Raw genomic sequence first — 21,110 nt, 5'->3', positions numbered from 1 at the left:
CTGGGCGCCAAGAGAAAAACGTCAGCCACTTCTGATGTAGAAGCCCATTGGAACGTTCACGGAGCAGGAGCTGAACCATCCGGCTTTGAACTTGTATTTCTGCGCGCTCTCGAAGGCGCTTATCATTACAAAGGAACCGTAGTTTTGAACTCCACCATCTATTGATACGCTCTTGGTCTTCTCGTACTGGACTGAAGCAACGAGTCCGGCAACCGGTGCTGGGGCGCCGAAGGCAACCGCAATTGCACCCACTGGAATCCCTACACCAAACTTCATACCGCATTTTCCACCAATGCCGTTGAACAAGTATGCAAGGCTTATTCCTTCGCCGGCACTCAGCGGTGTCCTGAGGGACTTCCTGGTGAACCTGTAAAACGTTGGGTCCAGTTGAGGTGTCTTTACCTCAGAACCGCCGTACATTATGTACCCATTGACGCCCCTTCTGACTTTAACGTCGTAAATCCCAACATCTATCCTTTCCCTTCCCGTCTCACTGCAACCGTATGCCCCCATTCCCCCCGCACAGATGTACTCCTTCTCGTGCCTGTAGTAGGGCTTTGCCAGGACGTAGATGTAGCCGACCTTTCCTTTGGGGACATCGATGGAGCGGTAAAAGTAATAGTGCCCCTCGACGGGGACCCACTTCTTTCCATATATCGTCACGGACGACGAGAGTGCCTTGACCGGATCACCGCTCCCGAACTTCACTTCAAGGTCTGTTCCATGGGCTAGAGTGGCAGAAAACTCTGTCTTGTAGTCTGCCCTAAATGAAATCGACGCCTGAAGCTTCCCCCTCCCGTTTCTGTTGTCGATGATGAGAAGGGGAACTGTCAGGAAGTCTTCGGCCTCCCAGGAGTCCTCAGCGAGTCTCCATTCGTAGTGGTACCCTCCTTCCCGGACAGGTGACGGCAGGGGTTCTTTCTCAAGAATCTCCAATTCAACCCTCTTCCATGTCCCGTCCAAGTCTTCCCTCGAGAGCAACGTCGAGCCGGTGCCCCTGTACAGGAGGCCATTCTCCCTATCCATAATCCAGACGGAAACCCTGACACCGTAGCGCTTTTCCTCACTTATCCCTGGGAACAATTTCCTCACGTTGTCCATCTTTACGGTGCTCCTCGTCGTATCGAGCTTCCAGAAACCGGACCTTTTAATTCTGTAATGTCCAACCGTTTTGATGCCCTCCGGTGTGGCCACGTCCACCTGAACCTGAATCTCGTAGTCCTCGGAGAGTCCCCTAAGGGGTTCCCCTTCTCGTCCGTCAAGACTATGAGCATTCCGTCCTTCGGCGGTATCCATTCCGCCAATCCTGGCATTCCGATAAAGAGCGTTATCAAAATTAGTACTGCCAATGTTTTCAGTCTCACTCTCAGGACGTATCACCAGATTCAACATGACCTGTAGTATTTTTAAAATTTGCTGTAAATTTTTTGCTTTAAAATGGCAAGCTTCAACTGAAATGTGCATATCAAGCCCGCCATTTCCTCAGAATCTCTACCCCCTCGTTCACGCTCTTCGGTACTGGCAGGCCGAGGTTCAGGAACAGCTCTACCAGTGGGGGCACGTCCAGATTGTGCTCCCTAAGGAGTCCTGGATTTCCAAGTATCTCTTCGGGAGTCCCGACCGTGATAATCCTTCCGCGGTCCATAAGGGCTATCCTGTCGCAGAGCGAGAGGTAATCGGCCTCGTGGGAAGCTAAGATAACGGTCTTTCCCTCCCCCTTCAGTTCGAGCATGAGCTCCCGCATCAGCCTCTTGCCCCTGAAATCGAGGTTGGCGAAGGGTTCATCGAATACTATTATCTGTGGCTTCATGGCAAGGACTGTGGCTATCGCTATCCTCTTTTTCTCACCAAAGCTGAGCTCCTTGGTTTCCCTGTCTGCATAGTTCTCCATGCCTACCTTTCTCAAGGCCCAGAGAACCCGCTCCCTCAGCTTCTCCCCCCTGAGGCCGAGGTTGTAAGGGCCGAATGCAACGTCCTCAAAGACGGTCGGCGAGAACAGCTGGTCGTTGGGGTCCTGAAAGACTATACCAACTTTTCTCCTGGCCTCCCTTGGCTTTTTTGAAGGATCAAGGCCGTCCACAAGAACTTTGCCCTTCTTTGGCCTGAGGATCCCGTTGAAATGGAGGAGCAGGGTGCTTTTTCCAGCCCCGTTTGGTCCGAGGAATCCGAAGAGTTCTCCCTTCTCAATCGCGAGGTTTATTCCCCTCAGCACTTCACTGCCGGAGTAGGAGAAGTAAAGGTCTCTCAGCTCTATCATAGCAGCAGTCCCCCCAGAGCGAGAAGGGCAAGTGTTGCGGTCCAAACACTCGGCTTCGGTTCCTCAAGGTGCGGGAACTCCCCGAAGCCCCTCGCCAGCATAGCCCGGTATATCCTCCCGTTCCTGAGGTAAGCCCTGACGAATATCTCGCCGATGAGGGAGCCGAGCTTTTTGTAGTATTCCTTCTTCCCGATCCCAAAGGCCCTTGAGTCGAGGGCGCGCTTCATTCTCGTTGCCTCGTCCACGAAAATGTCGAGGTAGCGGTATGTGAAGGCCAGGGTCAGGGTTAGTATCCTTGGAAACCTCAGTGCCTCCATCTCGGCGAGTATCCTGGAGAAGCCCACCGAGCTGGTCACTACCACGGCCGTTCCGGCGGAGAGGAAAGCCTTCCCCAGGAGCATGAAAAACGAGTGGATTCCCTCATGGGTTATCGGCCCAAGAGGGGTCTCTAAGATTGCTTGTCCCGGATTGAAGAGTGCCATGATAAACAGAAGTCCCTCGAAGCCGAGAAGGAAGCCGAGCTTTTTGAAAACACCCCTCTTTGGCCCCATTGTGAGCACAACGACAAGGAAAAGGAGCCCAAAATAGGCTAACTCCGTGATGCTCTTTCTCGTTACAACCCCAATCGCGTAAAGGAAAATGAAAGGCAGGTACACCTCAGGCACCCTTTGCAAGCTTTGCTAGAGCATAGCCAGCTGCGAAGGTTAGGGTTATGCCGAGCAGGCCCATAACTACGCTCTGACCCCAGGTTTCCCCGTAATCAAGGGGAGCGTGGTAAACTGGGTTCTCTTCAAGGCCGACTTTCTCCATCGTGGCCTCCAGCCCGTCCGGGTTGCTTGAGGCTAAGGGGAGAACCACCGCCAGTACGACGGCTATAATGAGCAAACCCTTAAAGACCGTCCTCATGCCGGCACCCCCTCCACCGATGGAAGCTTTGCCCTTATGGCGTGGACTATCAGGACGGTGAGTACGGCCTCACCGATTCCGATTATCGAGTGGTAGCCGACCATCAGGGTGAGCACCTTGAGGAACGGAAGGCTGTGGCTGAGGCCTATCTCGACCGATGCGAGGGCAGCTCCAAGAACGACGGAGAGCCAAGAGGCTAGACCCATCGCGAGGGTCTCGTTGATGTCCTTGAGTTTTGTGTAAACGGCGTAGCCTATGAAAGCCCCAATCAGTCCCATGTTGAGAATATTGGCTCCTATTGCCGTTATTCCCCCATCACCGAAGAGTAGTGTCTGTATTAGAAGAACCGCGGTCATGACTATTACTGCCGCATAGGGCCCGAGCATTATTGCAACTAGAGTTGCTCCCAGCAGGTGCCCGCTGACACCACCTATTATTGGGAAGTTCACCATCTGCGCCGCGAAGATTCCTGCCGCGAAGAGCCCGAGGAGCGGTATCTTCTCCTCCGGGAAGTTTCTGAGCTTCCTCACCGCGTAGGCTATTCCGGCTATCGTTATTGCGTATGTAATCACTATTACCGGTGTGCTCAGCAGTCCGTCTGGAATGTGCAACTCAAACACCTCCCTGAGGTCCTTAGTGTCATCAATTAGTAGAAAAGTGGCACGAAATAAAAGCGTTTTTTAAACCGGGTATTACCAACCAAAGGTTTGCAACGGCGGTTTTCAGTTTAAATCTTCAGAAAAGAAACGAACGGGGGCTCAGAGGTAGCCCCTGTCTTCCTCCTCCGGGGCCGGTGGCATCTGCTGCTCCAGCATCGCCCTCTGCATCTCCTGGACCTTCCTGAGTATCTCCTCCGTCTCCTTGGCGCGCTCTTCGAGGGCAGTCATGTCGATCTCGATGCCCAGTATCTTCGTCACCGCCAGGAGGACGGATTTTGCCGCCTTGGCATCGACGATGTAGCCCAGGCTCTCGCCGAGAAGGCTTATCCCGTACATAGAGCGGAGCTTACCCATGCCGAGGAGCAGTCCGGCGGCGCCTACTATGGCCCCTCCCTCGTCCTCGCGCCAAATTACCTCCACCTGACAGCCCTCGAGCCTTCTCTGATAGTGCTCGACCAGCTCCTCGTGGGTTACAGCCGCCAGAACCCTCGGCTCGCCCTGGAGCTCGGGCACCTGGTAGCCGCCCATTGTGATTATCTCCCTGACCCCAAACTCGCTCACGAAGTCCAGCATCTTTCCAACTACCTCGAAGTGACCGGGGCTGTCCGTTGGTGGAACCTGCTGGTCGCCGGTGATGATTATGATATCCCGGCCGTTCTCGTCCGGGTTCTTCCAGTAGTAGAACTCGTTCTTCATTAGCTCGACTATCGAGCCCTTCTTGATGAGAACCTGGTGCATGAAGTGGGGTGAATAGAGCTCTGCAAACTTGATGGCGTTGAGTTCCTGAATGAGATGTTCGGCCGCTAGCTTCCCGACTAGCCCAATGCCTGGAAGGCCCTCGATGAACACGGGATCCCTCAGCTGGGGTCTCTCAAGGACGTAGATGGTGGTCTCTTTCATCTCTCACTCCCTCCTAACAAGGCCCAGCTGCTCGCGCTTCAGCCTCCTTCTGTACTCGCCGTACGGGTCTTCCGGCGAGAAGCGCGGCGGATGGGCTACCTTGGTCTTCTCACCGCAGACAGGGCAGGTCTCCCTGAGCGTATAGCGCCCGCAGCTGGGACACTTCCTTATCCGGAAGTGCATCACGAACCCCTCTTCTTGACCTTCTTTATGCGCTTCTCCTTTCTAATGAGCGTGGCCTCTCCGCCGGCTTCCTTAATGACCCTGAGTATCTCCTCGGCTATGTCCTCCAGAACCGCCTCGGCCTTGTAGTAGTCCGGGGCGGTGATGTCGATCCTGTACCTCGGAGCGCCCTGGTAGGAGAACTTGACCTCTATCTCCCTCTCTTCGTTGGCCCTGTCCCTTGCCCTGATGAGAGCCTCCTTGATTATCTCTATACCGTTCGGCTTCGGAACGGTTATCTCAAACTCGGCGTCGATGGTGACGGTGGGTATCTCAACGTAGGCCTCAATTATCGGCTTCAGAGCCTCAATCCACTCGTCGCTGATGAGGCCCTGGAGAACCTCCATTCCGTTCTGGGCCGCGTCCTCGAAGGCGGCATAAACCTCCCCGTACTCCTCTTCGAGGGGAACCCAGACCTCGCGCCAGGCGGTTTCGAAGTCCTTTCCTGTCTTCTCAGCCGCCATCTTGAGGAGGTTCTCGGCCTTCTGGGCGCGCTTGTACTCCTGGAGCTTGGCCTTCCTCTGCTGCTGGTTGACGCGCTTGAGGCTCAGGTCTATATGCCCCTTGCTCGGATCCACGCGTATGACCTTGGCGACTATCTTCTGGCCCTCTTTAACGTGATCCCTGATGTTCTTAACCCATGTGGAGGCGACCTCGCTTATGTGCATGAATCCCTCCTTTCCGGGGTACTCGTCGAGCTTGAGAAATGCACCGTAAGGGTGAATGCTCTTGACGGTGGCGACCACAAACTCTCCCTCTTCCGGGTATTCTCTGGCTTTCCTCGGCATTTCAATCACCTCAAAATTTTCTCTGCCGGGATAAGTTACGAAAAGAGGTATTTAAAGTTTAGCAGAAGTTTCCAGGCACGGAGGCAAAGGAAAGAAAAAGCTCACTCGAGAACCTCGAGTATCTTGGCCTTGATGACGCCCTTACCGCCGGTCGGCTCGACGAGGGTCGCGCCGCAGACGAGGCACCTGACGGTGGTGGCCGGGTTGCTGAAGACTATCTGCTCGTTGCCGCAGTCTATGCACTTGACGCGGAGGAACCTGCTCCTCGGCATCGGGATAAGGTTCTTCGGGAGCGCCATGGATCACACCTCCACCAGCTCGAACTTCTTAACGCGGAAGCCCTGTCCCCTGGTGTGGGCCTTGCCGCACACGGTGCACCTAAACCTGAGGTCGAGCTTCTTGACCGGCTTCTCCCTTCCGGCCGGGTTCGGCCTCGGGAAACCACGGTAACCCTTCATGATTCTCCTAAAGCGCCTCTGACCCTGGCTGAGCTCGCTCCTCGGTCTCTTCTTGACCTTCTCGACCTTGTGGATCGTGTGCTTCTTACAGTAGGGGCAGTAAGTCCTTATCTGCTTCGGGTACTTCATTCTCTCACCTCCACGCAGAGGCCCGGTGGGTTCCTACTCGCCCCAGCCTCGGACACCCCCGAGCCGTGAGGCATGATAGTGCCTGCAAACCCCGGTAGCCGCGAGGCTTTAAAAAAGTTTTGCGAACTGAACCAAAACATTTAAATAACAATAGGTTATTAAAATGTCTGGAGGTGGGATCATGGAGGAAATGATAACTACCGTGGAGGAACTGAAAAAGCTGGAGGCAAAGGCGGAAAAGGAGTACCGGAGGCTCCTCAAAAAGCTCAAGGATCCGGAGTATGCAGATCTGAGGGCTCTGCTCCTTAGAATGGCTATAGACACTGCCTTTCACAGGCACCTGATGGAGGCCCTTGAGAGAGCGTACCATGAGTCCTTGAAGCTCGTCGAGGAGTATGGGAGCGGGGAGGACGTGAGTGATGTGGCACTAATCCCTGGCCTGCCCACGATTGTGATGCCCATGGGCTTTGGTGCAATGGGTGCCAGGGTTCCCCCGGAAGAGATAATCGAGGAGTACCTAAAGGACTTCCCGACGGAAGTGGTACTGCCTGAGAATGGAGACGGAAAGCTTAGTGAGTTGCTTGGGAGGTACCTCGAGCTCCAAGAGAAGATGCTAGAGCTCTACGATAGGCTCTCAAGGAGGGCATTCCACCCGGTAGTTAGGGGCATTGTCACAGAGATAAAGAGGAACGAGGAACAGCACGAGGCTATCCTTAAAAAGCTTGGTGAGAGGTACGGGACTCACTCGGCGGGTGCGTAGTAGCAGCGCTTCGGTGAGATTATCTTACCCTCTTTTTTGAGCACTTTTATGGCCTTGTCCACTTCCTTCTTGTCGATGCCGGCCAGCTCGGCTATCTCCTTGCTCTTGAGGGGCTTCCCTGCTTCCTTCAAAACCTTGAAAACGAGTTCAACCTCGGCCATCTTCATCACCGATTGAGTTTACACATAAAACCTAAATCGTTTGAACTTAAAAGATTATTGGTTAGAACTGAAGGATAAACGGGACAACGAAGGGCACCATAGCGGTGAGCACGAAGCCGTGGACGAAGGCTATAAGCGCCACCTCGCTCCCTCCGAACTTCGTCATTATCGGTAGCGTGGTATCCATCGTTGTAGCACCTCCCATGGAGACGGCCAGCTCCTTTGGTATTTTCTTTATCGCCACAGGATACAGGAGAACCGTGAATATTTCCCTCGTGAGGTTTGCCAAAAAGCCGAGCGTTCCGTAGACTGCTGAATACTGTGCGATCAGTGGTCCTGTGAGGCTGTACCAGCCGCAGCCGGCGGCAACTGCAAGCCCCCACCTGAGTTCTATCCCCAGGAGCAGGGAAGCGACGAGGCCGCCCAGGAGTGAGCCCAGGAGGGTGCCGAGGGGCAGCTTTATGGCGAGCCTTCCGAGCTTCCTGATCTCCGCGAGCCGGAAGCTCTGACCAAGGTCTATTCCGATTATCAGTATCAGCAGGTAGAGCATGATTTCATAGAGATTGCCGAACTCCGGGGCGTAGAAGTGCCCTGTGAGTATCCCTGCAATCAGCGCGACCAGAACGTAGGCCAGAAACCTCATCCCTTTCCCCCCACGAGGAGAGCGATCCCAACGCTGCCCGCTATGGTGAGGGCCGCGAATACTGTGGACGAACTAAGGAGCCACAGGGCATCTATCTTCACCTTCCCTGCCTCGACACCCATGAAGAATATTAGGAGCAGCAGTGCGGCGCTCATGGGGGCATCAACGTTCACCTTACGCTCTTTCCTGCGGAGAACGTAGCCTACGAGAACGCCCGCGATTAGTGGGATAAAGATGTTCATGTAAACCCCTCCTCTGAAGGTTAGTGAACTACCCCTCTCACAGGTGGGGCTTCGTGAGGAGTGAGACCACCCCAAGGTAGCCTCACCCTCACTGGCCGGTTCACACGGCCACTACCGGCTATCCCCCTGAGGGGGGAATCGCCGGCTACCTTCCTCAAAATGTTCAACGCACCGTTCACGTCGGCATTAACCAGCGTTCCAGTTGAGGACTGGAAAAGTCCCCTTTTCACCCGCCTCCCAAGGTATTCCTTCTTTTTCCCAATAGGCTCCAGAGCGAGGGCATCAACCCTGCTCGTGTACGCCTCATCAACCTCACTGTAGTTAATCCCGTAACGCTCGCACTTCGCCTTCAATTTTTGCTTGAAAAGGCCGAACGGAACATACTGGAAATTCTGGTTGTTCCTCTTGCCAAGGTTGGCGTTCTGCTTTATCCCTTTCAGCTCACCAATTACAATGTTGCCAATCCCGTTCTCAAGGCAGTAGTTCACGATGTAGCTCACCGCCTTGTTCATGAAGTCGTTAATCACGTTATTTCTTTTCCTCAAAAGCCAAGCCATCTTCTTTCCAAACTTCACGCCTTGCTTATCGTATTGACTCTGAAGGCGGGCCTTCTCCCTGTTCCACCACCGGTTGAAGCTCTTTAACCCCCGGCCTTCGATGATGAAGGCAGTCCCGGTGGTGGAGACACAGGTGGCGAAGTTGTTAAGGCCCAAATCAATGGCGAGGTATTTTGAGTGGTCTAAATCCCTCCTCTCGGGTTCAACCTCGTAAACATATTCAATCTCGAACCAGAGGGCGTTGTATCTTGGCACGATGCGGACTTCCTTTATCCTGTGGCCTTTAACGTTCTTCGGGAGGGTGAATTCGAGGTGCTGGACTCCATATTTTCTGGCAAAGTTCCTGCCGAGGGAGAGGATTATTCTGTCCCCTTTAACCCTGAAGGACTGGTAGGGGAAAATGAGGAGGAAGTGGCCGTCCTTGGGGAGGTATTTCGGCGGCCTTACCGGACGGTTGTAGTTACCCTTCCGCCTCTCGTTGAGGACGTGGAAGAAGGAGCGGAAGTTTCTCTCCACGATTTTCATCGTTTGCTGTGCGGCTTGGCTCGGAAGGAGTTTGTAAGGCTCGCTGTCCTTCACGAGGTGGTAGGCCTTCACGTATGGCAGAAAAGTGCCGTTCAGCTCGTAGTGTTGTTTAACCGTGTAAAGTGTGAGGTTGTAGAGGCTCCTGGATAGGTGGGTCAGCGTTCGGAGAATTTTGTAGGTCTTCTTGTCCACCCTGAGGTGGTTCTTCTGGGTGAGATACGTGGGAAACCACCTATTAGTTTCTAATATGCGTTGTCATTTAAAGTCTTCGGGCTTTCATCTCCTCCCTTTCGGAAGGAGTCTCCCCGCCCAATTGGATAAACGTATCGAGGGGCTCGGAGGGTGTTCACGTCATCATCTGTGAGCCGTCAGTTTGCTTGCTAGTCGTCATCGCCCCGAAAAACTACTCGACATGCCTTTTAAACCTCCCGGGCAAAGGTTTTTACGAGGAATTTTGCCTCATTCAGACGGTGGTTGATATGATTCGCGCATCGGAAAGGGCGATGGGGATAGAATACGCCATCAGAGACGTTGTCCTTCCGGCAAGAGAGCTTGAGAGGAAGGGAATAAAGGTTATCCGCCTTAACATAGGCGATCCCGGAAAGTACGACTTTCAGCCACCGGAGCACATGCAAGAAGCCTACTGTCGTGCCATAAAGGAGGGGCACAACTACTACGGACCAAGCGAGGGCCTTCCGGAACTCAGGGAGGCCATAGTCACGAGGGAAAAGAGGAAGAACGGCGTTGATATAACCCCCGAGGACGTTCGCGTCACCGCGGCCGTCACAGAGGCCCTCCAGTTCATATTCGGGGCCCTCCTCAACCCCGGCGACAACATCCTCGTTCCGAGTCCCAGCTATCCACCCTACGTCGGCCTGGTCAAGTTCTATGGAGGAATCGCAAATGAGTACCTGACGGTTGAGGAGAACGGCTGGCAGCCGGACATAGACGACATGAGGAAGAAGATCAACGAGAGGACGAAGGCCATAGCCGTGATAAACCCCAACAACCCAACCGGCGCTCTCTACGAGAAGAAGACGATAAAGGAGATACTCGACCTCGCCGGCGAGTACGACCTGCCCGTCATCAGCGACGAGATATACGACCTCATGACCTACGAGGGGAAGCACGTTTCCCCGGGTTCCCTCACGAAGGACGTTCCGGTTATAGTCATGAACGGCCTCTCCAAGGTCTACTTCGCCACCGGCTGGCGCCTCGGCTACTTCTACTACGTTGACCCCGAGGGCAAGCTTGAGGAGGTCAGGGAAGCTATAGACAAGATGGCCAGGATAAGGATATGCCCCAGCACCCCTGCACAATTTGCCGCGATAGCCGGCCTGACCGGTCCGATGGACTACCTGGAGAGGTATATGGCGAAGCTCAAGGAGAGGAGGGACTACATCTACAGGCGCCTCACCGAGATTCCTGGGATAAGCACGACGAAGCCCCAGGGAGCGTTCTACATCTTCCCGCGCATAGAGGAGCGCTCGAAGTGGAAGAGCGACAAGGAGTTCGTCCTCGACGCCCTCCACGAGGCGCACGTGCTCTTCGTCCATGGCTCGGGCTTTGGCTACGCTGGAGACTGGCACTTCAGGATAGTCTTCCTGCCTCCGGTGGAGATACTGGAGGAGGCCATGGACAACTTCGAGGCCTTCATGAGGAAGAGACTGAGCTAATCCCTCAGTTCCCCTTTCATTTTGAGATACTCCTTTTTACTCAGCGGAAGGTCTTGGCTGATTTCATTAGGGAGTTTATGAACTCTACCTGCTCTTTGAACACTTCATTGGGGTTCTTCTTCAACCTTTCAACGTACGTTCTAATGAACGATATCCGCTCGTTCATATCACGTCTCGAATGGAGCCTTAACGTTGGGTTTTTGTGCGTATTCATACAGCATCGCCCGGTCAAGCTTCTCCTTAAAAAGCTCATACAGAAAAAGTCGCTTAGTTCGCGGGTCACTACAATCTCGGTCAGTTTTTCGTTAGGGATTTGAATTCCTATGCCCTCACCAAGAGAAAATTGAAAAAGGCCTCTCCCTTCAGGGTGGGGAGGAGGTCAGCCTCCCGAGACCACTGGGATTACTTCAACGGTAACGCCGTCCTCGATCTTCTCGTCCTCCAGGGCAACCCTACCGTTCACCTTGGCTATGGCGCTTTCCGTGTTGAAGCCGACCTCGCGGAGCACGTCAGATACCTTGAGGCCCCTTCTCCACTCAATCTCCCTCTCTATACCCCTTCCGAGGACCCTTACCCTTATCATCGTCACCACCGAAAGGCATATCTTTTCCCGCTTTATAAACTCCACTGGCCGATGCGCTTACGCTCCCTTCGGGCTGAACGTTTGGCCCGGCACCGACGGGTGCGGAGACCACCACTCCCGAGGCCAGCTAGCTTTGCGCAAGCAAAGATTGACCAAACAGGATTTTGGAGAAAAACGGGGTTCGTGGGGTGTAGCCCACTTCGGGGGTTTGAGAGTACAGGAAGCTTTTGGAAAAAGCTTCACCAAAAGTTTGTGGTTCTCCTTAAAATTGGGTATATTCAGTGTGATTTTAATTGGGGGTGTTTTTGACTTGGAATCACTCTCGTTTTACAATTTAAAGGATAAGATTGTGGAGCCGGGACCGGGATTTGAACCCGGGTGGAAGGGATCTGCAGTCCCTCGCCTCGCCTCTAGGCTATCCCGGCATTCGACCCAGAGAAAGATTTTGGCGCCGCGGAGGGGATTTGAACCCCTGTGGGCAGCGCCCACCGGCTTAGCAGGCCGGCGCCCTACCAGGCTAGGCTACCGCGGCACTCCAATGCCCGAGTTATATGAACAGGGGAGGGTTTTTAAGTTTTTTGGCGGGGCAAAGCTTTTACGTCCTCTCACCCACACCCCTCAGATGACCGAGCTCTTCAACTCCAAGCTCTGCGCAGTCTGCAAGGGTCGAAAGCTCCTCTGCGGCAGGCCCACCTGTCCGATTCTTGAACGCTTCAGGGTAGCCCGCACCGTCGAAGGAAAACTGAACAAACGCCACCTTTTCGGCTCCTCCCCGCCGAGCGTCTTCGTCGGGGAGTACGGCTACCCCAAGGTGAGGATAGGCCCCCTCGTCCCTCCGATTGAAGGGAACACGAGCCACCTCGACAGCCCTCTCAAGTGGGAGGACAAGACGATTCGCGATATTCTTTACTACCGTTCCCTTCTTGTCATGGGCGAGACGAGAGCCGATGTGAACGTCAGAAAAAGCGGGAGGATTCTGAGCGAGGTCCAGGAGCTGGCCATGTCGGTGAAGCCCGTTGACAGCGAGATAATCCTCAAGAGGAAGCCCGTCCTCAAGGTTCTCCCGAGCGAGTTTGCACCACCCATAGGGCCGAAGGCTGAGCTACTCGACTTTGAACTCACGGAGAACCCACGGATTCCGAGGAGGACGGACTACGTCGTGAGCGACGAGCTGAAGGCAGAAGCGGCCATAATGAGGCTCTACAACTGGGGCTTTGACGAGTACTACATCATAAGGCTCCTCTCGGCCGGACTCCTCGGGGTGGACAAAAAGCTCGTTCCGACGCGGTGGAGCATCACGGCAGTTCAGGACACGATAGGAAAGAACCTGCGGCGCGAGATACTCCGCTATCCCGAGATAAACGACTATGAAGTTTACTTCTACCGCTTCCTCGGCAACCGCTACGCCGTTCTGCTCATGCCCGAGGGCTACGCCTTTGAACTGCTCGAGGTCTGGCTCAAGGGGTCGCTTTTCGGGAGCGAGAGGCCAAGCGTCATTCACGACTACGAGGACTTCCGCGGGAGGAGGGAGTACGTCAAGGAAACGGCCGGAGCCTACCACGCCGCCCGGCTGAGCGTTCTGGAGGCGCTGAGGAAAAGGAGGAGGCAGGCCAGAGCCGTTGTCTTCCGAGAGGTTACACCCGAGTACTATGCCCCCGTCGGAGTCTGGCAGATTCGCCTCGGAGTGAAGAAGGCGATGGGAAACCCCATCGGTCGCTTCGAGACGCTCAACGAGGCGCTCGATGCCATAAAACGGCGTCTCGAGCACCCGTTCGAGGAGTACCTCAGGAGGAGCTACATACTGGGAAGCCTCGCGAGGCAAAAAACGTTAGACGAGTGGCTCGGAAGGAATTTATACCGGGTCGAGAAATAGGAACGGTGGATGATGACCACTCCATCCCACTGAGGCGTGATGACTGCACGTCAGGCTGACACCGGTGATGGAAATGAGAAAAAAGCTCGCCCTCGTAAGCCTCGATGGCAACGGGGTTTACAACCTGAAGCACATGCCGTTCCTCAGCGAGTTAGCTGAGAGTGGAAGTTTTACCGTAGTTGATTCAATTTTCCCGACGCTGACAGATTTGGTTCACACCAGCGTGATGACTGGAGTTTGGCCGAAGGACCACGGGGTCGTTGAGAACGGCTACTACGACAGGCTCGCCGACAGGAAGATTAACTTCTACGACTACGAGGTTGCCTTCAACCCCCACAGGGTCATAAAGGCACCGACCGTCGTTGATTTGCTCCGCTCCAGGGGCGTTAGAACTGCCAGCGTCTCCGGCTACACGATGCCACCCTTCAGCGGGACTGATGTTAGAATCTTTCCGCCCTTCTTCGCGAGCGACAAGCTCTACAGGATTCACGGGCGTGACTGGAGGAAGGACCTGTGGGTTCTAAACTCGGCCATCTACCTCTACGAGGAGTGCAGGCCTGACCTACTCCTCGTCCACTTCGCCTCGATAGACGGCATGGGCCACGACCACGGCCCGCTGAGTGAGGGGGCTCTGAAGGCCGTCGAGACCGTTGATACTGCAGTGAGGGCACTGTGGGAAAGGTTGAAGGACGAGTACGCCTTCGTAATCTTCGCCGACCACGGGCAGGAGGAGGTGCACACCTGGGTGAACCTGAGAACTTACCTGAGGAAGCACGGAATCGAGACGCTCCGGGTTTCCTCTGGAGGCGGAGCACACGTCTACCTCAGGAACCCGAACGAGGCGGAGGAGGCCTTTGAAATCCTCAGGAGAGCACCCGGCGTTGGTGCGGTTTTCTTCCGGGAGGATTTGGAGCACCTAAACAGCCCGAACAGCGGCGAGCTGATAGTCTCGGCCAGGCCCGGTTACTGGTTCTGCTCCCACAGAATGTGCAGGGGGATAAAGGGAGTGAGCCACTGGGTTAAGGGAATGCATGGCTCGATGAACGAGCCAGTTGTGAAGGTTCCGCTGATACTGTGGGGATTTGAGAAGGTTGAGCTTGAACACGCCTCGCTGATGGACATAGCACCCACGATACTGAGGTTCTTCGGGATAGAGAAGCCGGGGAATATGGCGGGGAGGAGTTTAGTGAGCAGTACATAAAATTATTCTTCTTGGGGTTTAAAGATGAACTTAATAATCCATGCCTTATCTTTTTCAGAGTAATGGTATTCTGTCTTCAAAGCTAGGGGCATTAACGTGTGCTCCAGGGTTTCCTTAATTTCTGATATCTGGGGACCACTCAGTTTGGATTTAAGAATTCCTATAATCCCGTCTTCCCTATAACTCCATGAACAATCATTACGAACAAATTTGACACATCTTGTTAATGAAATGATCTTTGAACTTCCTAGTGACCCCTCGTAGACTTTCATCTTTATTAGGGGTGTGTTTTTGAAAAATACGGACTTAAGGTTCTTGATGTCTTCTTGGCGGTTTTTTCTGAAAAGTTTACCTACTCCTGATTTTGTGCTGAATAATATTCCGTTTATTAGTTACTGCTAATCCATTAAGTCCCCCGGAGAAATATCAAGATTAGTGAAGACGGTAAGGATATACTCCCCCGGCATCAAATAGTCCCGAAGTTCCATTTCCCTCCTCCCGGAGAGTATAATACTGGGGAGCTTAGAGCAGTCCAAGGCGGCGGAGTTTGCGTTCTTCAAGTGCCCTCTCTTCCTCGCGAATCTCTCGCATGATTTCCCTAGCGGATTTATCGAACTTCAGAAGACCTCTGAGCTCAATATCCTCATCAACCGGGATCAAAACAATCCCATTCCCAAAGTCGATGGTTTGGAATTTACGCTTCCCAACCCTGACCACTAGGAAAAGAATACGCATCAGGCACAAAAAACCTTTCCAAGAGACTGGGATAGAAAAGCAGAAGAATAGTGGGAAATCCCGCCAGCCCTCAGCGTGAGGACTGGGCAATCCTCTCGATCTCTTCCTTCTTGCTGTAGGCGAAGCTCTTCGGGTCCCTGTTGGCTGCAGCTATGATTTCCTCGGCGAGGGCCTGAGCGTAGCTGGTCTTGTTCCTGTAGCACTTGGCGGAAGCACCGAGGGCGATGTTCTTGAGGGCTATGTCGAGCCTCCTGAGCGGGGAAACATCGACGGCCATGTGGTAGCGTATCCCACCGAAGGCTATGGTGGTCGTGTCCTCCCTCGGGGCGGAGTTCTCGATGGCCCTCACGAGAACCTGTATCGGGTTCTGCTTGGTTCTCCTCTCGATGATCATGAAGGCCTCCTTGACTACCTCATAAGCTTTCATCTTCTTGCTCATAAGGGAGCGGTGCTCTCTCCTCATGAAGTGACCGCCGACCTTGTGACCGCTGGCACCGCTGCGCATGACCTTGTTGATGAGCCTCTCGACGATGTGGACCTGGGCCTTGCCGAAGGCCTTCTTGGCGTGCCTTCCGTGGCTGTGCGGGAGGATTCTAGCGTCGAGGTTGATGTAGGGCCTGAGCGAGGGGTCGTTCACGGTGACGTCCTCAACGCTCCACCTGCCCATGACCTTGAGCTCCTTAGGCTGGTAAAAGCGCTCGGTGAGTGGCTTGGCCATTCTCTTCACCTCCTCGGCTTCTCCTTCCTTCCCTTGACGAGCTCCTTGAGGCTGACCCTGTTCACCTTGACGACCTTGTACCTGATTCCTGGGATATCACCCATGGAACCTCCCTTTGGACCGCCGATTCCCTCGATGATGACCTCGTCGTGCTCGTCGATGTGGTTGATAGCACCGTCACCCGGGGTGAAAGCGGTGACGACCTTACCGTTCTTGATGAGCTGAACCCTAACTGCCTTACGCATAGCCGAGTTCGGCTGCTTGGCCTCGACGGCTATCTTCTCAAGAACGATACCCTTGGCCTGCGGAGCACCCTCGAGCGGGTCGCTCTTCTCCTTGAGCCTGAGAACTCTCCTCTTGTACCTTATGTCGCTCCAGCGGAACTTCTTCCTCTTGAGCTTGAGCTTTCTACCAGCGAACTCTCCATATGGGGCCTTCTTTCCCGGCATGATCATCACCTCAAATTATGACCACATCGTGAATGCCATGGTGTCTCTCCATCAACTCCTTAACGAGGTTGATGTTCTGGCCGCCCTTTCCTATGGCGCGGGGCTTGTCGCGCGGTCCTATGTCGAGGAGGGCGACCTTTTTACCATCACGCTTCTCAGTGATGTGGACCTTTTTAACCTTAACTCCAAGGCTCTTATAAATGTTCCTCAGGAACTCCTCGGGGTTTTCCGAGTGCTCTATGAGCTCGATTTCCCTTCCGACCATGTTCTGGACGCGCTTGACGTTGGCTCCCTTTTTTCCGAGGGCAAGGCCCATCTCGCCCTTCTTGATGACGTAGATGAGCCTGTTCCTCTTGGTGTCTATGAGGCAATCCAGGACGGTCGCTCCCGTCATGCTCTCGAAGAGCGCTATGAACTTGATCTGGTCGGTGTTGAGCTTGAGCGGCATTACTCCTTACCCCCAGCCAAGGCCAGTATCTTGCTCTCGCCAGGGTCGATTATCGCGAGGGCGGAAACGGTGTGCGGCCTTCCGAGGAGGGTTCCAAGCTCGACGCTGGTCCCCTCGAACTCGTAGACCGGAATGCCGCTGAGCTTGGCGTAGTAGAGTATGTCCTCCTTGATATCAGGCCTGGCGTTCCTGGCAACGATAATCATCTTGGCCCCGCCCATCTTGGCGTACTGAATGCTCTTCTTGGCTCCCATGACTATCTTTCCGGTGTCCTCTGCCTTCCTAAGTTCGAAAGCGAAATCAACCATACATCACACCTCCCTACTCCCTTTTCGGTCTCAGGGGGAGATTCATCGCCAGTTTGACCATTCCGGTTCCGACTGGAACCGGCTGCCCTATCAGCACGTTCTCGACCACACCGTTGAGGGGATCGACCTCGCCCCTCTCGGCGGCCTCGAAGAGGTGCTGGGTTGTGATCTCGAAAGCGGCCCTGGCAAGCACGCTGGCCTTCTCCCCAACTATTCCGTGCCTGCCTATGGGCAGTATGACTCCATCGAGCGTCATCATATCGGCGACGAGCATGATGTGCCTGACGTCCACCTCGAGACCCTGCTCGCGCATCGTGTTCACTATTTCCTCGATGATGGCGTTTCTGGCGGCCTCTATGCCTAGCACCTCCGCTATTTCCCAGATGTTGTTGGTCCTCGTCCTGGTTGGATCAACGCCCGGAACCTTCAGCACCTGCTTGAAGTTCGAGCCCTCGGTGTAGATGACGTACTCGTCGCCTTCCTTTCTTATGATGGTCTTCCCGACGCCCGACAGGCCTTTAAGGCGGTGCTTTTTAACCTTTTCGGCGAGCCTCCTCAGGTCGGAGAGCTTTCCGACCTTCTTGGGCCTCATAATGAGCGTGTATCCATCGATCTCGAACTCAGCGCTCTTGAAGGAGCTTTCAAGCTTCCTCTGAATCCTCTCCATGTCGAGGCCGGCCTTTTCAAGCCTCTCCGGGTCGATGTCCACTATGAACTCGTAGTTGAGTATGTCTATGCTCGTCTCGCGGGCGAGGTTCTCGAGGGTGGTTCCCTCTATCCTCCTCGCCACCTCGAGGGCCTTCTCCCTGTCGTGCCGGTGCTTCTCGTCGAGGTAGACGGTCATGATGGGTGTTGAGGGGTTCTTCCTGGCATCGACAATCTCGATGATCCTTGGCAGACCTAGGGTGACGTTGATTTCCGCGACACCTGCATAGTGGAAGGTGTTAAGGGTCATCTGGGTTGAGGGCTCACCTATGGACTGCGCCGCGACGGTTCCTATGGCCTCTCCCGGCTCGATGAGGGCCCTCTGGTACTCCTTCACGGTCTCCTCGATTATTGCCTCTATCTCGGCCTTCTTGAGCTTGTACTTCTCATTGTACCTGACGAGCTTCTCGTAGAGTTCCTCCTTGAGGTTCTCCGGGAGGTCAGCCTTGTCAACGAGGCTCCTGATGGTCTTCGCTGCGACCATTTCACTCACCTCCCCTCATCTTGATGAGGGTCCTAACGATGACCCTGTCCACATCGACTGTCTTACCCTGCCAGCTCTTCATCGGGTCTATTCCGTCCTCACCGTACTTGAACTGAACGATGATTCCGGTTGGGTCTCTGACGGTTCCGTCGTAGTCCACCTTGAGGTCCTGGAGCGCGTTTATCAGACGGCGCTGCATGTAACCGCTCTGGGCCGTCCTGACGGCCGTGTCAACCAGTCCTTCCCTACCACCCATGGCGTGGAAGAAGTATTCCTGGGGCGTTAGACCGCTCTTGTAGGAGTTGGTGACGAATCCCCTGGCCCTGGCTCCAAGGTCGCCGGGCTTGAAGTGTGTCAGAACCCTTCCGCGGTAGCCACGGTAGAGGCGCTTTCCACGAATGGACTGCTGGCCAAGCATCGCCGCCATCTGGGTGATGTTGAGCATCTTACCCCTCGCTCCGGTCTTGGCCATGATGACCGCGTGGTTGCCCATACCGAGGTACTTTTCAGCGACCTTACCGGCGTTGTCACGCGCCTCGGCTAAAACCGCCATGATGTTGCTCTCGAGGGTCTCCTCGAGGGTCTTGCCCGGTAGGGGCTCAAGCTCGCCGTTCTTGTAGGCTTCAATGAGCCTCTCCACCCTCTCCTCGGCCTCGCGGATTATCTCGTGTATTCTGTCAAGGGCCTCCCTCGGCAGGTCCTCGTCGTCTATCGCGGTCGTGAAGCCCTTGTGGGTTATGACCCATATGGCCAGCTTGGTCACCTGGTCGAGGAACTGCCTGGCCCTCTCGACGCCGTACTCCCTCACGATGATGTCGAGCAGCTTTCCGTCCTCCCTGCCGTAGGCCTTCTTGTCTATGGCACCGCTGAGGAGCTTTCCGTTCTGAATGTAGGTGAAGCCGTCGTAGGCGAGCTTCCTGACCTCCTCTGGGTCAGGAACGAGCTTCTCCTCGATGAGCTTCTCAAGGGCCTCACAGCGCTCCGGCTCGTCGCAGAGCTTGTTGCGGTACCAGATCGTGAGGTCGTCCGGCAGGAGGAGCGAGAATATCGTCTTTCCGCTCCACAGTTCAACGCCGTTCTCAACCTTGTCCGGCTCTGGAAGCTTGTCCACGTTAATTCCCGCGAACATGAGCATCTGCTCGACCTCTGAGCGGGTGAAGTATGCTCCCTCGCGGGTGAGCAGGTAGCCACCGGAGATGTGGTCCTGGATTCCAGCTATGAGCGGGCCGCCGTAGCGAGGCGAGATGATGTGGTTCTGGACTTCCATGAGTATCTTCGCCTCTGCCTGAGCCTCCTCCGTCTGCGGAACGTGGAGGTTCATCTCGTCACCGTCGAAGTCGGCGTTGTAGGGCGGGCAGACGGAGAGGTTGAGGCGGAAGGTTCTGTAGGGCATAACGCGGACGCGGTGGGCCATTATGCTCATTCTGTGGAGCGAGGGCTGCCTGTTGAACAGCACTATGTCGCCGTCGAGGAGATGCCTCTCGACCGTCCAGCCGAGGTCGAGCCTCTCGGCTATTATCTCGAGGTTGTTCTCCATGAGGCGTATCCTTCTTCCCTCCGGGTCTATGACGTAGTTGGCGCCGGGGTACTTCTCGGGCCCGTTGAGGACCATCTTCTTGAGCTTCTCGAAGTTGAACTCGGTCACTTTCTCAGGAACGGTCAGCTCCATTGCGACCGCTATGGGAACGCCGACCTCGTTGATGCTTATCATCGGATCCGGACTGATGACCGTACGGGCTGAGAAGTTCACGCGCTTACCGCTGAGGTTTCCACGGAAGCGGCCTTCCTTGCCCTTCAAACGCTGGGAGAGGGTCTTGAGGGGCCTCCCGCTCTTGTGCTTGGCCGGCGGAATGCCTGAGGTCTCGTTGTTGATGTAGGTGGTAACGTGGTACTGTAGGAGGTCCCAGAGGTCCTCGATGATGAGCTGGGGCGCACCGGCCTCGATGTTGGACTTGAGGCGGTTGTTGATACGGATAATATCGACCAGCTTGTGGGTGAGGTCGTCCTCGGCGCGGATACCGCTCTCGAGGGTGATTGATGGCCTCATGGTAACGGGCGGAACCGGCAGGACGGTGAGAACCATCCACTCCGGCCTGGCCTTCTCGGGGTGGAGTCCGAGGAGTGGCAGGTCCTTGTCGGGTATCTTCTCAAGCCTGTCACGAACCTCGCTCGGCATCATTCTGTGCCTGTACTCGTTACCTTCTTCGTCCTTCCTGAGCTCCCAGTAGATGGTGGGCCTCTCGAACTTGATCGGGAACTGTGGCGCTCCACAGTGCGGGCAGACCATTCTCTCCTTGGCCTTCTTGTGTATCTCCTTGATGAGCCTGTCCTTGGCCTTCTTCCTGTCGCCCATGACCTCGAACTTGTGCATGTACTCTTCTATCTCCTCGTCGGTGAGCTTTATCCTTCCGCACTCCCTGCATGTGCTCTCCAGAACGCGGTGAATGGTCTTGGCGAAGCCAACGTGGATTATCGGTCTGGCGAGCTCGACGTGGCCGAAGTGGCCCGGGCACTCTCCAGCCCTGGCACCGCAGGTCTCACACCTGAGACCCGGGTCCACCACGCCGAGCCTCTTGTCCATCAGGCCACCTTCTATCGGGTAGCCGTCGTCGTCGTAGGTGTCGGGGACGGTGATCTCGGCCGCGCTCATCTTTCTGATTTCCTGAGGTGAGAGGATTCCGAACTCGATACTCCCGATGACCTTCTTCATCGACTGCATGATA

General features: G+C 55.0%; 26 protein-coding genes and 2 tRNA genes. 4 read left to right on the top strand and 24 right to left on the bottom strand.

The genetic code is table 11. The annotated features are described in order from the left end of the window. Nucleotides 1-21: 21 nt before the first annotated feature. The 10 genes from CL1_RS02405 to CL1_RS02360 form a co-directional block, all read right to left on the bottom strand. On the bottom strand, nucleotides 22-1,380 hold the full coding sequence (locus tag CL1_RS02405) for a hypothetical protein (RefSeq protein WP_237266264.1): 1,359 nt from the start codon (nucleotides 1,378-1,380) through the stop codon (nucleotides 22-24). Nucleotides 1,381-1,465: 85 nt separating this feature from the next. After that, a complete protein-coding gene (locus tag CL1_RS02400; protein ID WP_014788313.1) occupies nucleotides 1,466-2,257 on the bottom strand; it encodes an energy-coupling factor ABC transporter ATP-binding protein in 792 nt (263 codons plus the stop codon). Next, nucleotides 2,254-2,913: an energy-coupling factor transporter transmembrane component T family protein gene (locus CL1_RS02395; RefSeq protein WP_014788312.1), complete on the bottom strand. Its 660-nt coding sequence runs from the start codon at nucleotides 2,911-2,913 to the stop codon at nucleotides 2,254-2,256. Before CL1_RS02395 ends, CL1_RS02400 begins: the two co-directional genes overlap by 4 nt. A 1-nt stretch (nucleotide 2,914) precedes the next feature. Beyond that, entirely contained in the window at nucleotides 2,915-3,163 is a 249-nt protein-coding gene (locus tag CL1_RS02390; protein WP_014788311.1) for a PDGLE domain-containing protein, read from the bottom strand. Then, nucleotides 3,160-3,774, bottom strand: a complete 615-nt coding sequence (locus CL1_RS02385) for an energy-coupling factor ABC transporter permease (RefSeq protein ID WP_048151807.1) — start codon at nucleotides 3,772-3,774, stop codon at nucleotides 3,160-3,162. Before CL1_RS02385 ends, CL1_RS02390 begins: the two co-directional genes overlap by 4 nt. A 147-nt stretch (nucleotides 3,775-3,921) precedes the next feature. Continuing rightward, nucleotides 3,922-4,722, bottom strand: a complete 801-nt coding sequence (locus CL1_RS02380; protein ID WP_014788309.1) for a proteasome assembly chaperone family protein — start codon at nucleotides 4,720-4,722, stop codon at nucleotides 3,922-3,924. Between the two features lie 3 nt (nucleotides 4,723-4,725). Continuing rightward, the gene (locus tag CL1_RS02375) at nucleotides 4,726-4,905 is read right to left on the bottom strand and encodes an RNA-protein complex protein Nop10 (protein ID WP_014788308.1); all 180 of its coding nucleotides are present in this window, start codon (nucleotides 4,903-4,905) and stop codon (nucleotides 4,726-4,728) included. Further along, nucleotides 4,905-5,732 (bottom strand): translation initiation factor IF-2 subunit alpha, encoded by an 828-nt coding sequence (locus CL1_RS02370; protein WP_014788307.1) that lies wholly within the window; start codon nucleotides 5,730-5,732, stop codon nucleotides 4,905-4,907. Before CL1_RS02370 ends, CL1_RS02375 begins: the two co-directional genes overlap by 1 nt. A 101-nt stretch (nucleotides 5,733-5,833) precedes the next feature. Continuing rightward, nucleotides 5,834-6,031, bottom strand: a complete 198-nt coding sequence (locus tag CL1_RS02365; protein ID WP_012571194.1) for a 30S ribosomal protein S27e — start codon at nucleotides 6,029-6,031, stop codon at nucleotides 5,834-5,836. 3 nt (nucleotides 6,032-6,034) lie between these two features. Beyond that, on the bottom strand, nucleotides 6,035-6,319 hold the full coding sequence (locus CL1_RS02360) for a 50S ribosomal protein L44e (RefSeq protein WP_014012391.1): 285 nt from the start codon (nucleotides 6,317-6,319) through the stop codon (nucleotides 6,035-6,037). A gap of 181 nt (nucleotides 6,320-6,500) precedes the next feature. On the opposite strand from CL1_RS02360, the gene CL1_RS02355 reads away from it, so the two are divergent. Further along, the gene (locus CL1_RS02355; RefSeq protein ID WP_014788306.1) at nucleotides 6,501-7,079 is read left to right on the top strand and encodes a hypothetical protein; all 579 of its coding nucleotides are present in this window, start codon (nucleotides 6,501-6,503) and stop codon (nucleotides 7,077-7,079) included. On the opposite strand, the gene CL1_RS02350 is transcribed toward CL1_RS02355, so the two are convergent. From CL1_RS02350 to CL1_RS02335, 4 genes are read right to left on the bottom strand one after another with little or no spacing between them, the layout of a single operon-like run. Next, nucleotides 7,061-7,246 (bottom strand): HTH domain-containing protein, encoded by a 186-nt coding sequence (locus CL1_RS02350; RefSeq protein ID WP_237266263.1) that lies wholly within the window; start codon nucleotides 7,244-7,246, stop codon nucleotides 7,061-7,063. The two genes, CL1_RS02355 and CL1_RS02350, sit on opposite strands and share 19 nt — an antisense overlap. A 55-nt stretch (nucleotides 7,247-7,301) precedes the next feature. Beyond that, nucleotides 7,302-7,883 (bottom strand): lysine exporter LysO family protein, encoded by a 582-nt coding sequence (locus CL1_RS02345; protein ID WP_014788304.1) that lies wholly within the window; start codon nucleotides 7,881-7,883, stop codon nucleotides 7,302-7,304. Beyond that, a complete protein-coding gene (locus CL1_RS02340) occupies nucleotides 7,880-8,125 on the bottom strand; it encodes a hypothetical protein (RefSeq protein ID WP_014788303.1) in 246 nt (81 codons plus the stop codon). The genes CL1_RS02345 and CL1_RS02340 overlap by 4 nt, the downstream gene beginning before the upstream one ends. Nucleotides 8,126-8,145: 20 nt before the next feature. After that, the gene (locus CL1_RS02335) at nucleotides 8,146-9,456 is read right to left on the bottom strand and encodes an RNA-guided endonuclease InsQ/TnpB family protein (protein ID WP_335324017.1); all 1,311 of its coding nucleotides are present in this window, start codon (nucleotides 9,454-9,456) and stop codon (nucleotides 8,146-8,148) included. A gap of 230 nt (nucleotides 9,457-9,686) precedes the next feature. Here CL1_RS02335 and CL1_RS02330 point away from each other — a divergent pair, with 230 nt between their 5' ends. Next, nucleotides 9,687-10,883 (top strand): pyridoxal phosphate-dependent aminotransferase, encoded by a 1,197-nt coding sequence (locus CL1_RS02330; protein ID WP_014788301.1) that lies wholly within the window; start codon nucleotides 9,687-9,689, stop codon nucleotides 10,881-10,883. A 379-nt stretch (nucleotides 10,884-11,262) separates the two neighbouring features. Here the strand turns inward: CL1_RS02330 and CL1_RS02320 are convergent, their stop codons facing one another. The 3 genes from CL1_RS02320 to CL1_RS02310 all read right to left on the bottom strand — a co-directional run bounded on the left by CL1_RS02320 (nucleotide 11,263) and on the right by CL1_RS02310 (nucleotide 11,998). Continuing rightward, nucleotides 11,263-11,466 carry a MoaD/ThiS family protein gene (locus tag CL1_RS02320; protein WP_014788299.1) on the bottom strand — a complete coding sequence of 68 codons (204 nt, stop codon included), beginning with the start codon at nucleotides 11,464-11,466 and terminating at the stop codon, nucleotides 11,263-11,265. A 350-nt stretch (nucleotides 11,467-11,816) separates the two neighbouring features. Beyond that, nucleotides 11,817-11,891 (bottom strand) — tRNA-Cys (locus CL1_RS02315). A 21-nt stretch (nucleotides 11,892-11,912) separates the two neighbouring features. Further along, nucleotides 11,913-11,998, bottom strand: a tRNA-Ser gene (locus tag CL1_RS02310). Nucleotides 11,999-12,088: 90 nt separating this feature from the next. Here CL1_RS02310 and CL1_RS02305 point away from each other — a divergent pair. Both CL1_RS02305 and CL1_RS02300 read left to right on the top strand, forming a co-directional pair. Next, nucleotides 12,089-13,339: an Nre family DNA repair protein gene (locus CL1_RS02305; RefSeq protein ID WP_014788298.1), complete on the top strand. Its 1,251-nt coding sequence runs from the start codon at nucleotides 12,089-12,091 to the stop codon at nucleotides 13,337-13,339. 73 nt (nucleotides 13,340-13,412) lie between these two features. After that, complete coding sequence (locus CL1_RS02300) at nucleotides 13,413-14,540, top strand: alkaline phosphatase family protein (protein ID WP_014788297.1); 1,128 nt, start codon at nucleotides 13,413-13,415, stop codon at nucleotides 14,538-14,540. A gap of 522 nt (nucleotides 14,541-15,062) precedes the next feature. Here the strand turns inward: CL1_RS02300 and CL1_RS02295 are convergent. The 7 genes from CL1_RS02295 to CL1_RS02265 form a co-directional block, all read right to left on the bottom strand. After that, entirely contained in the window at nucleotides 15,063-15,257 is a 195-nt protein-coding gene (locus CL1_RS02295) for a hypothetical protein (RefSeq protein WP_148267265.1), read from the bottom strand. A gap of 88 nt (nucleotides 15,258-15,345) precedes the next feature. Then, on the bottom strand, nucleotides 15,346-15,993 hold the full coding sequence (locus CL1_RS02290) for a 30S ribosomal protein S7 (protein WP_014788296.1): 648 nt from the start codon (nucleotides 15,991-15,993) through the stop codon (nucleotides 15,346-15,348). A 5-nt stretch (nucleotides 15,994-15,998) separates the two neighbouring features. After that, nucleotides 15,999-16,442, bottom strand: a complete 444-nt coding sequence (locus tag CL1_RS02285) for a 30S ribosomal protein S12 (RefSeq protein WP_014788295.1) — start codon at nucleotides 16,440-16,442, stop codon at nucleotides 15,999-16,001. Nucleotides 16,443-16,452: 10 nt separating this feature from the next. Continuing rightward, nucleotides 16,453-16,890: a NusA-like transcription termination signal-binding factor gene (locus CL1_RS02280; RefSeq protein WP_014788294.1), complete on the bottom strand. Its 438-nt coding sequence runs from the start codon at nucleotides 16,888-16,890 to the stop codon at nucleotides 16,453-16,455. Next, nucleotides 16,890-17,198: a 50S ribosomal protein L30e gene (locus CL1_RS02275; protein WP_014788293.1), complete on the bottom strand. Its 309-nt coding sequence runs from the start codon at nucleotides 17,196-17,198 to the stop codon at nucleotides 16,890-16,892. The genes CL1_RS02280 and CL1_RS02275 overlap by 1 nt, the downstream gene beginning before the upstream one ends. A 13-nt stretch (nucleotides 17,199-17,211) precedes the next feature. After that, nucleotides 17,212-18,387: a DNA-directed RNA polymerase subunit A'' gene (gene rpoA2, locus CL1_RS02270; RefSeq protein ID WP_014788292.1), complete on the bottom strand. Its 1,176-nt coding sequence runs from the start codon at nucleotides 18,385-18,387 to the stop codon at nucleotides 17,212-17,214. Between the two features lies 1 nt (nucleotide 18,388). Continuing rightward, nucleotides 18,389-21,106, bottom strand: coding sequence for a DNA-directed RNA polymerase subunit A' (locus tag CL1_RS02265; protein ID WP_014788291.1), 2,718 nt, complete (start codon nucleotides 21,104-21,106; stop codon nucleotides 18,389-18,391). Nucleotides 21,107-21,110 lie beyond the last annotated feature (4 nt).

Origin of the sequence: Thermococcus cleftensis (genome assembly GCF_000265525.1) — an archaeon.
Classification (GTDB): domain Archaea; phylum Methanobacteriota_B; class Thermococci; order Thermococcales; family Thermococcaceae; genus Thermococcus; species Thermococcus cleftensis.
The sequence above is the reverse complement of the archived record's forward strand: the minus strand, read 5'-3'. Positions and strand labels throughout refer to the sequence as shown.

Bases quoted from the DNA above. Each gene is read 5' to 3' on its own strand.
- CL1_RS02400 (WP_014788313.1), bottom strand. From the start codon at position 2,257: ATGATAGAGCTGAGAGACCTTTACTTCTCCTACTCCGGCAGTGAAGTG.
- CL1_RS02390 (WP_014788311.1), bottom strand. From the start codon at position 3,163: ATGAGGACGGTCTTTAAGGGTTTGCTCATTATAGCCGTCGTACTGGCG.
- CL1_RS02380 (WP_014788309.1), bottom strand. From the start codon at position 4,722: ATGAAAGAGACCACCATCTACGTCCTTGAGAGACCCCAGCTGAGGGAT.
- CL1_RS02375 (WP_014788308.1), bottom strand. From the start codon at position 4,905: ATGCACTTCCGGATAAGGAAGTGTCCCAGCTGCGGGCGCTATACGCTC.
- CL1_RS02370 (WP_014788307.1), bottom strand. From the start codon at position 5,732: ATGCCGAGGAAAGCCAGAGAATACCCGGAAGAGGGAGAGTTTGTGGTC.
- CL1_RS02365 (WP_012571194.1), bottom strand. From the start codon at position 6,031: ATGGCGCTCCCGAAGAACCTTATCCCGATGCCGAGGAGCAGGTTCCTC.
- CL1_RS02360 (WP_014012391.1), bottom strand. From the start codon at position 6,319: ATGAAGTACCCGAAGCAGATAAGGACTTACTGCCCCTACTGTAAGAAG.
- CL1_RS02355 (WP_014788306.1), top strand. From the start codon at position 6,501: ATGGAGGAAATGATAACTACCGTGGAGGAACTGAAAAAGCTGGAGGCA.
- CL1_RS02350 (WP_237266263.1), bottom strand. From the start codon at position 7,246: ATGAAGATGGCCGAGGTTGAACTCGTTTTCAAGGTTTTGAAGGAAGCA.
- CL1_RS02345 (WP_014788304.1), bottom strand. From the start codon at position 7,883: ATGAGGTTTCTGGCCTACGTTCTGGTCGCGCTGATTGCAGGGATACTC.
- CL1_RS02340 (WP_014788303.1), bottom strand. From the start codon at position 8,125: ATGAACATCTTTATCCCACTAATCGCGGGCGTTCTCGTAGGCTACGTT.
- CL1_RS02330 (WP_014788301.1), top strand. From the start codon at position 9,687: ATGATTCGCGCATCGGAAAGGGCGATGGGGATAGAATACGCCATCAGA.
- CL1_RS02320 (WP_014788299.1), bottom strand. From the start codon at position 11,466: ATGATAAGGGTAAGGGTCCTCGGAAGGGGTATAGAGAGGGAGATTGAG.
- CL1_RS02305 (WP_014788298.1), top strand. From the start codon at position 12,089: ATGACCGAGCTCTTCAACTCCAAGCTCTGCGCAGTCTGCAAGGGTCGA.
- CL1_RS02300 (WP_014788297.1), top strand. From the start codon at position 13,413: ATGAGAAAAAAGCTCGCCCTCGTAAGCCTCGATGGCAACGGGGTTTAC.
- CL1_RS02290 (WP_014788296.1), bottom strand. From the start codon at position 15,993: ATGGCCAAGCCACTCACCGAGCGCTTTTACCAGCCTAAGGAGCTCAAG.
- CL1_RS02285 (WP_014788295.1), bottom strand. From the start codon at position 16,442: ATGCCGGGAAAGAAGGCCCCATATGGAGAGTTCGCTGGTAGAAAGCTC.
- CL1_RS02280 (WP_014788294.1), bottom strand. From the start codon at position 16,890: ATGCCGCTCAAGCTCAACACCGACCAGATCAAGTTCATAGCGCTCTTC.
- CL1_RS02275 (WP_014788293.1), bottom strand. From the start codon at position 17,198: ATGGTTGATTTCGCTTTCGAACTTAGGAAGGCAGAGGACACCGGAAAG.
- rpoA2 (WP_014788292.1), bottom strand. From the start codon at position 18,387: ATGGTCGCAGCGAAGACCATCAGGAGCCTCGTTGACAAGGCTGACCTC.
- CL1_RS02265 (WP_014788291.1), bottom strand. From the start codon at position 21,106: ATGCAGTCGATGAAGAAGGTCATCGGGAGTATCGAGTTCGGAATCCTC.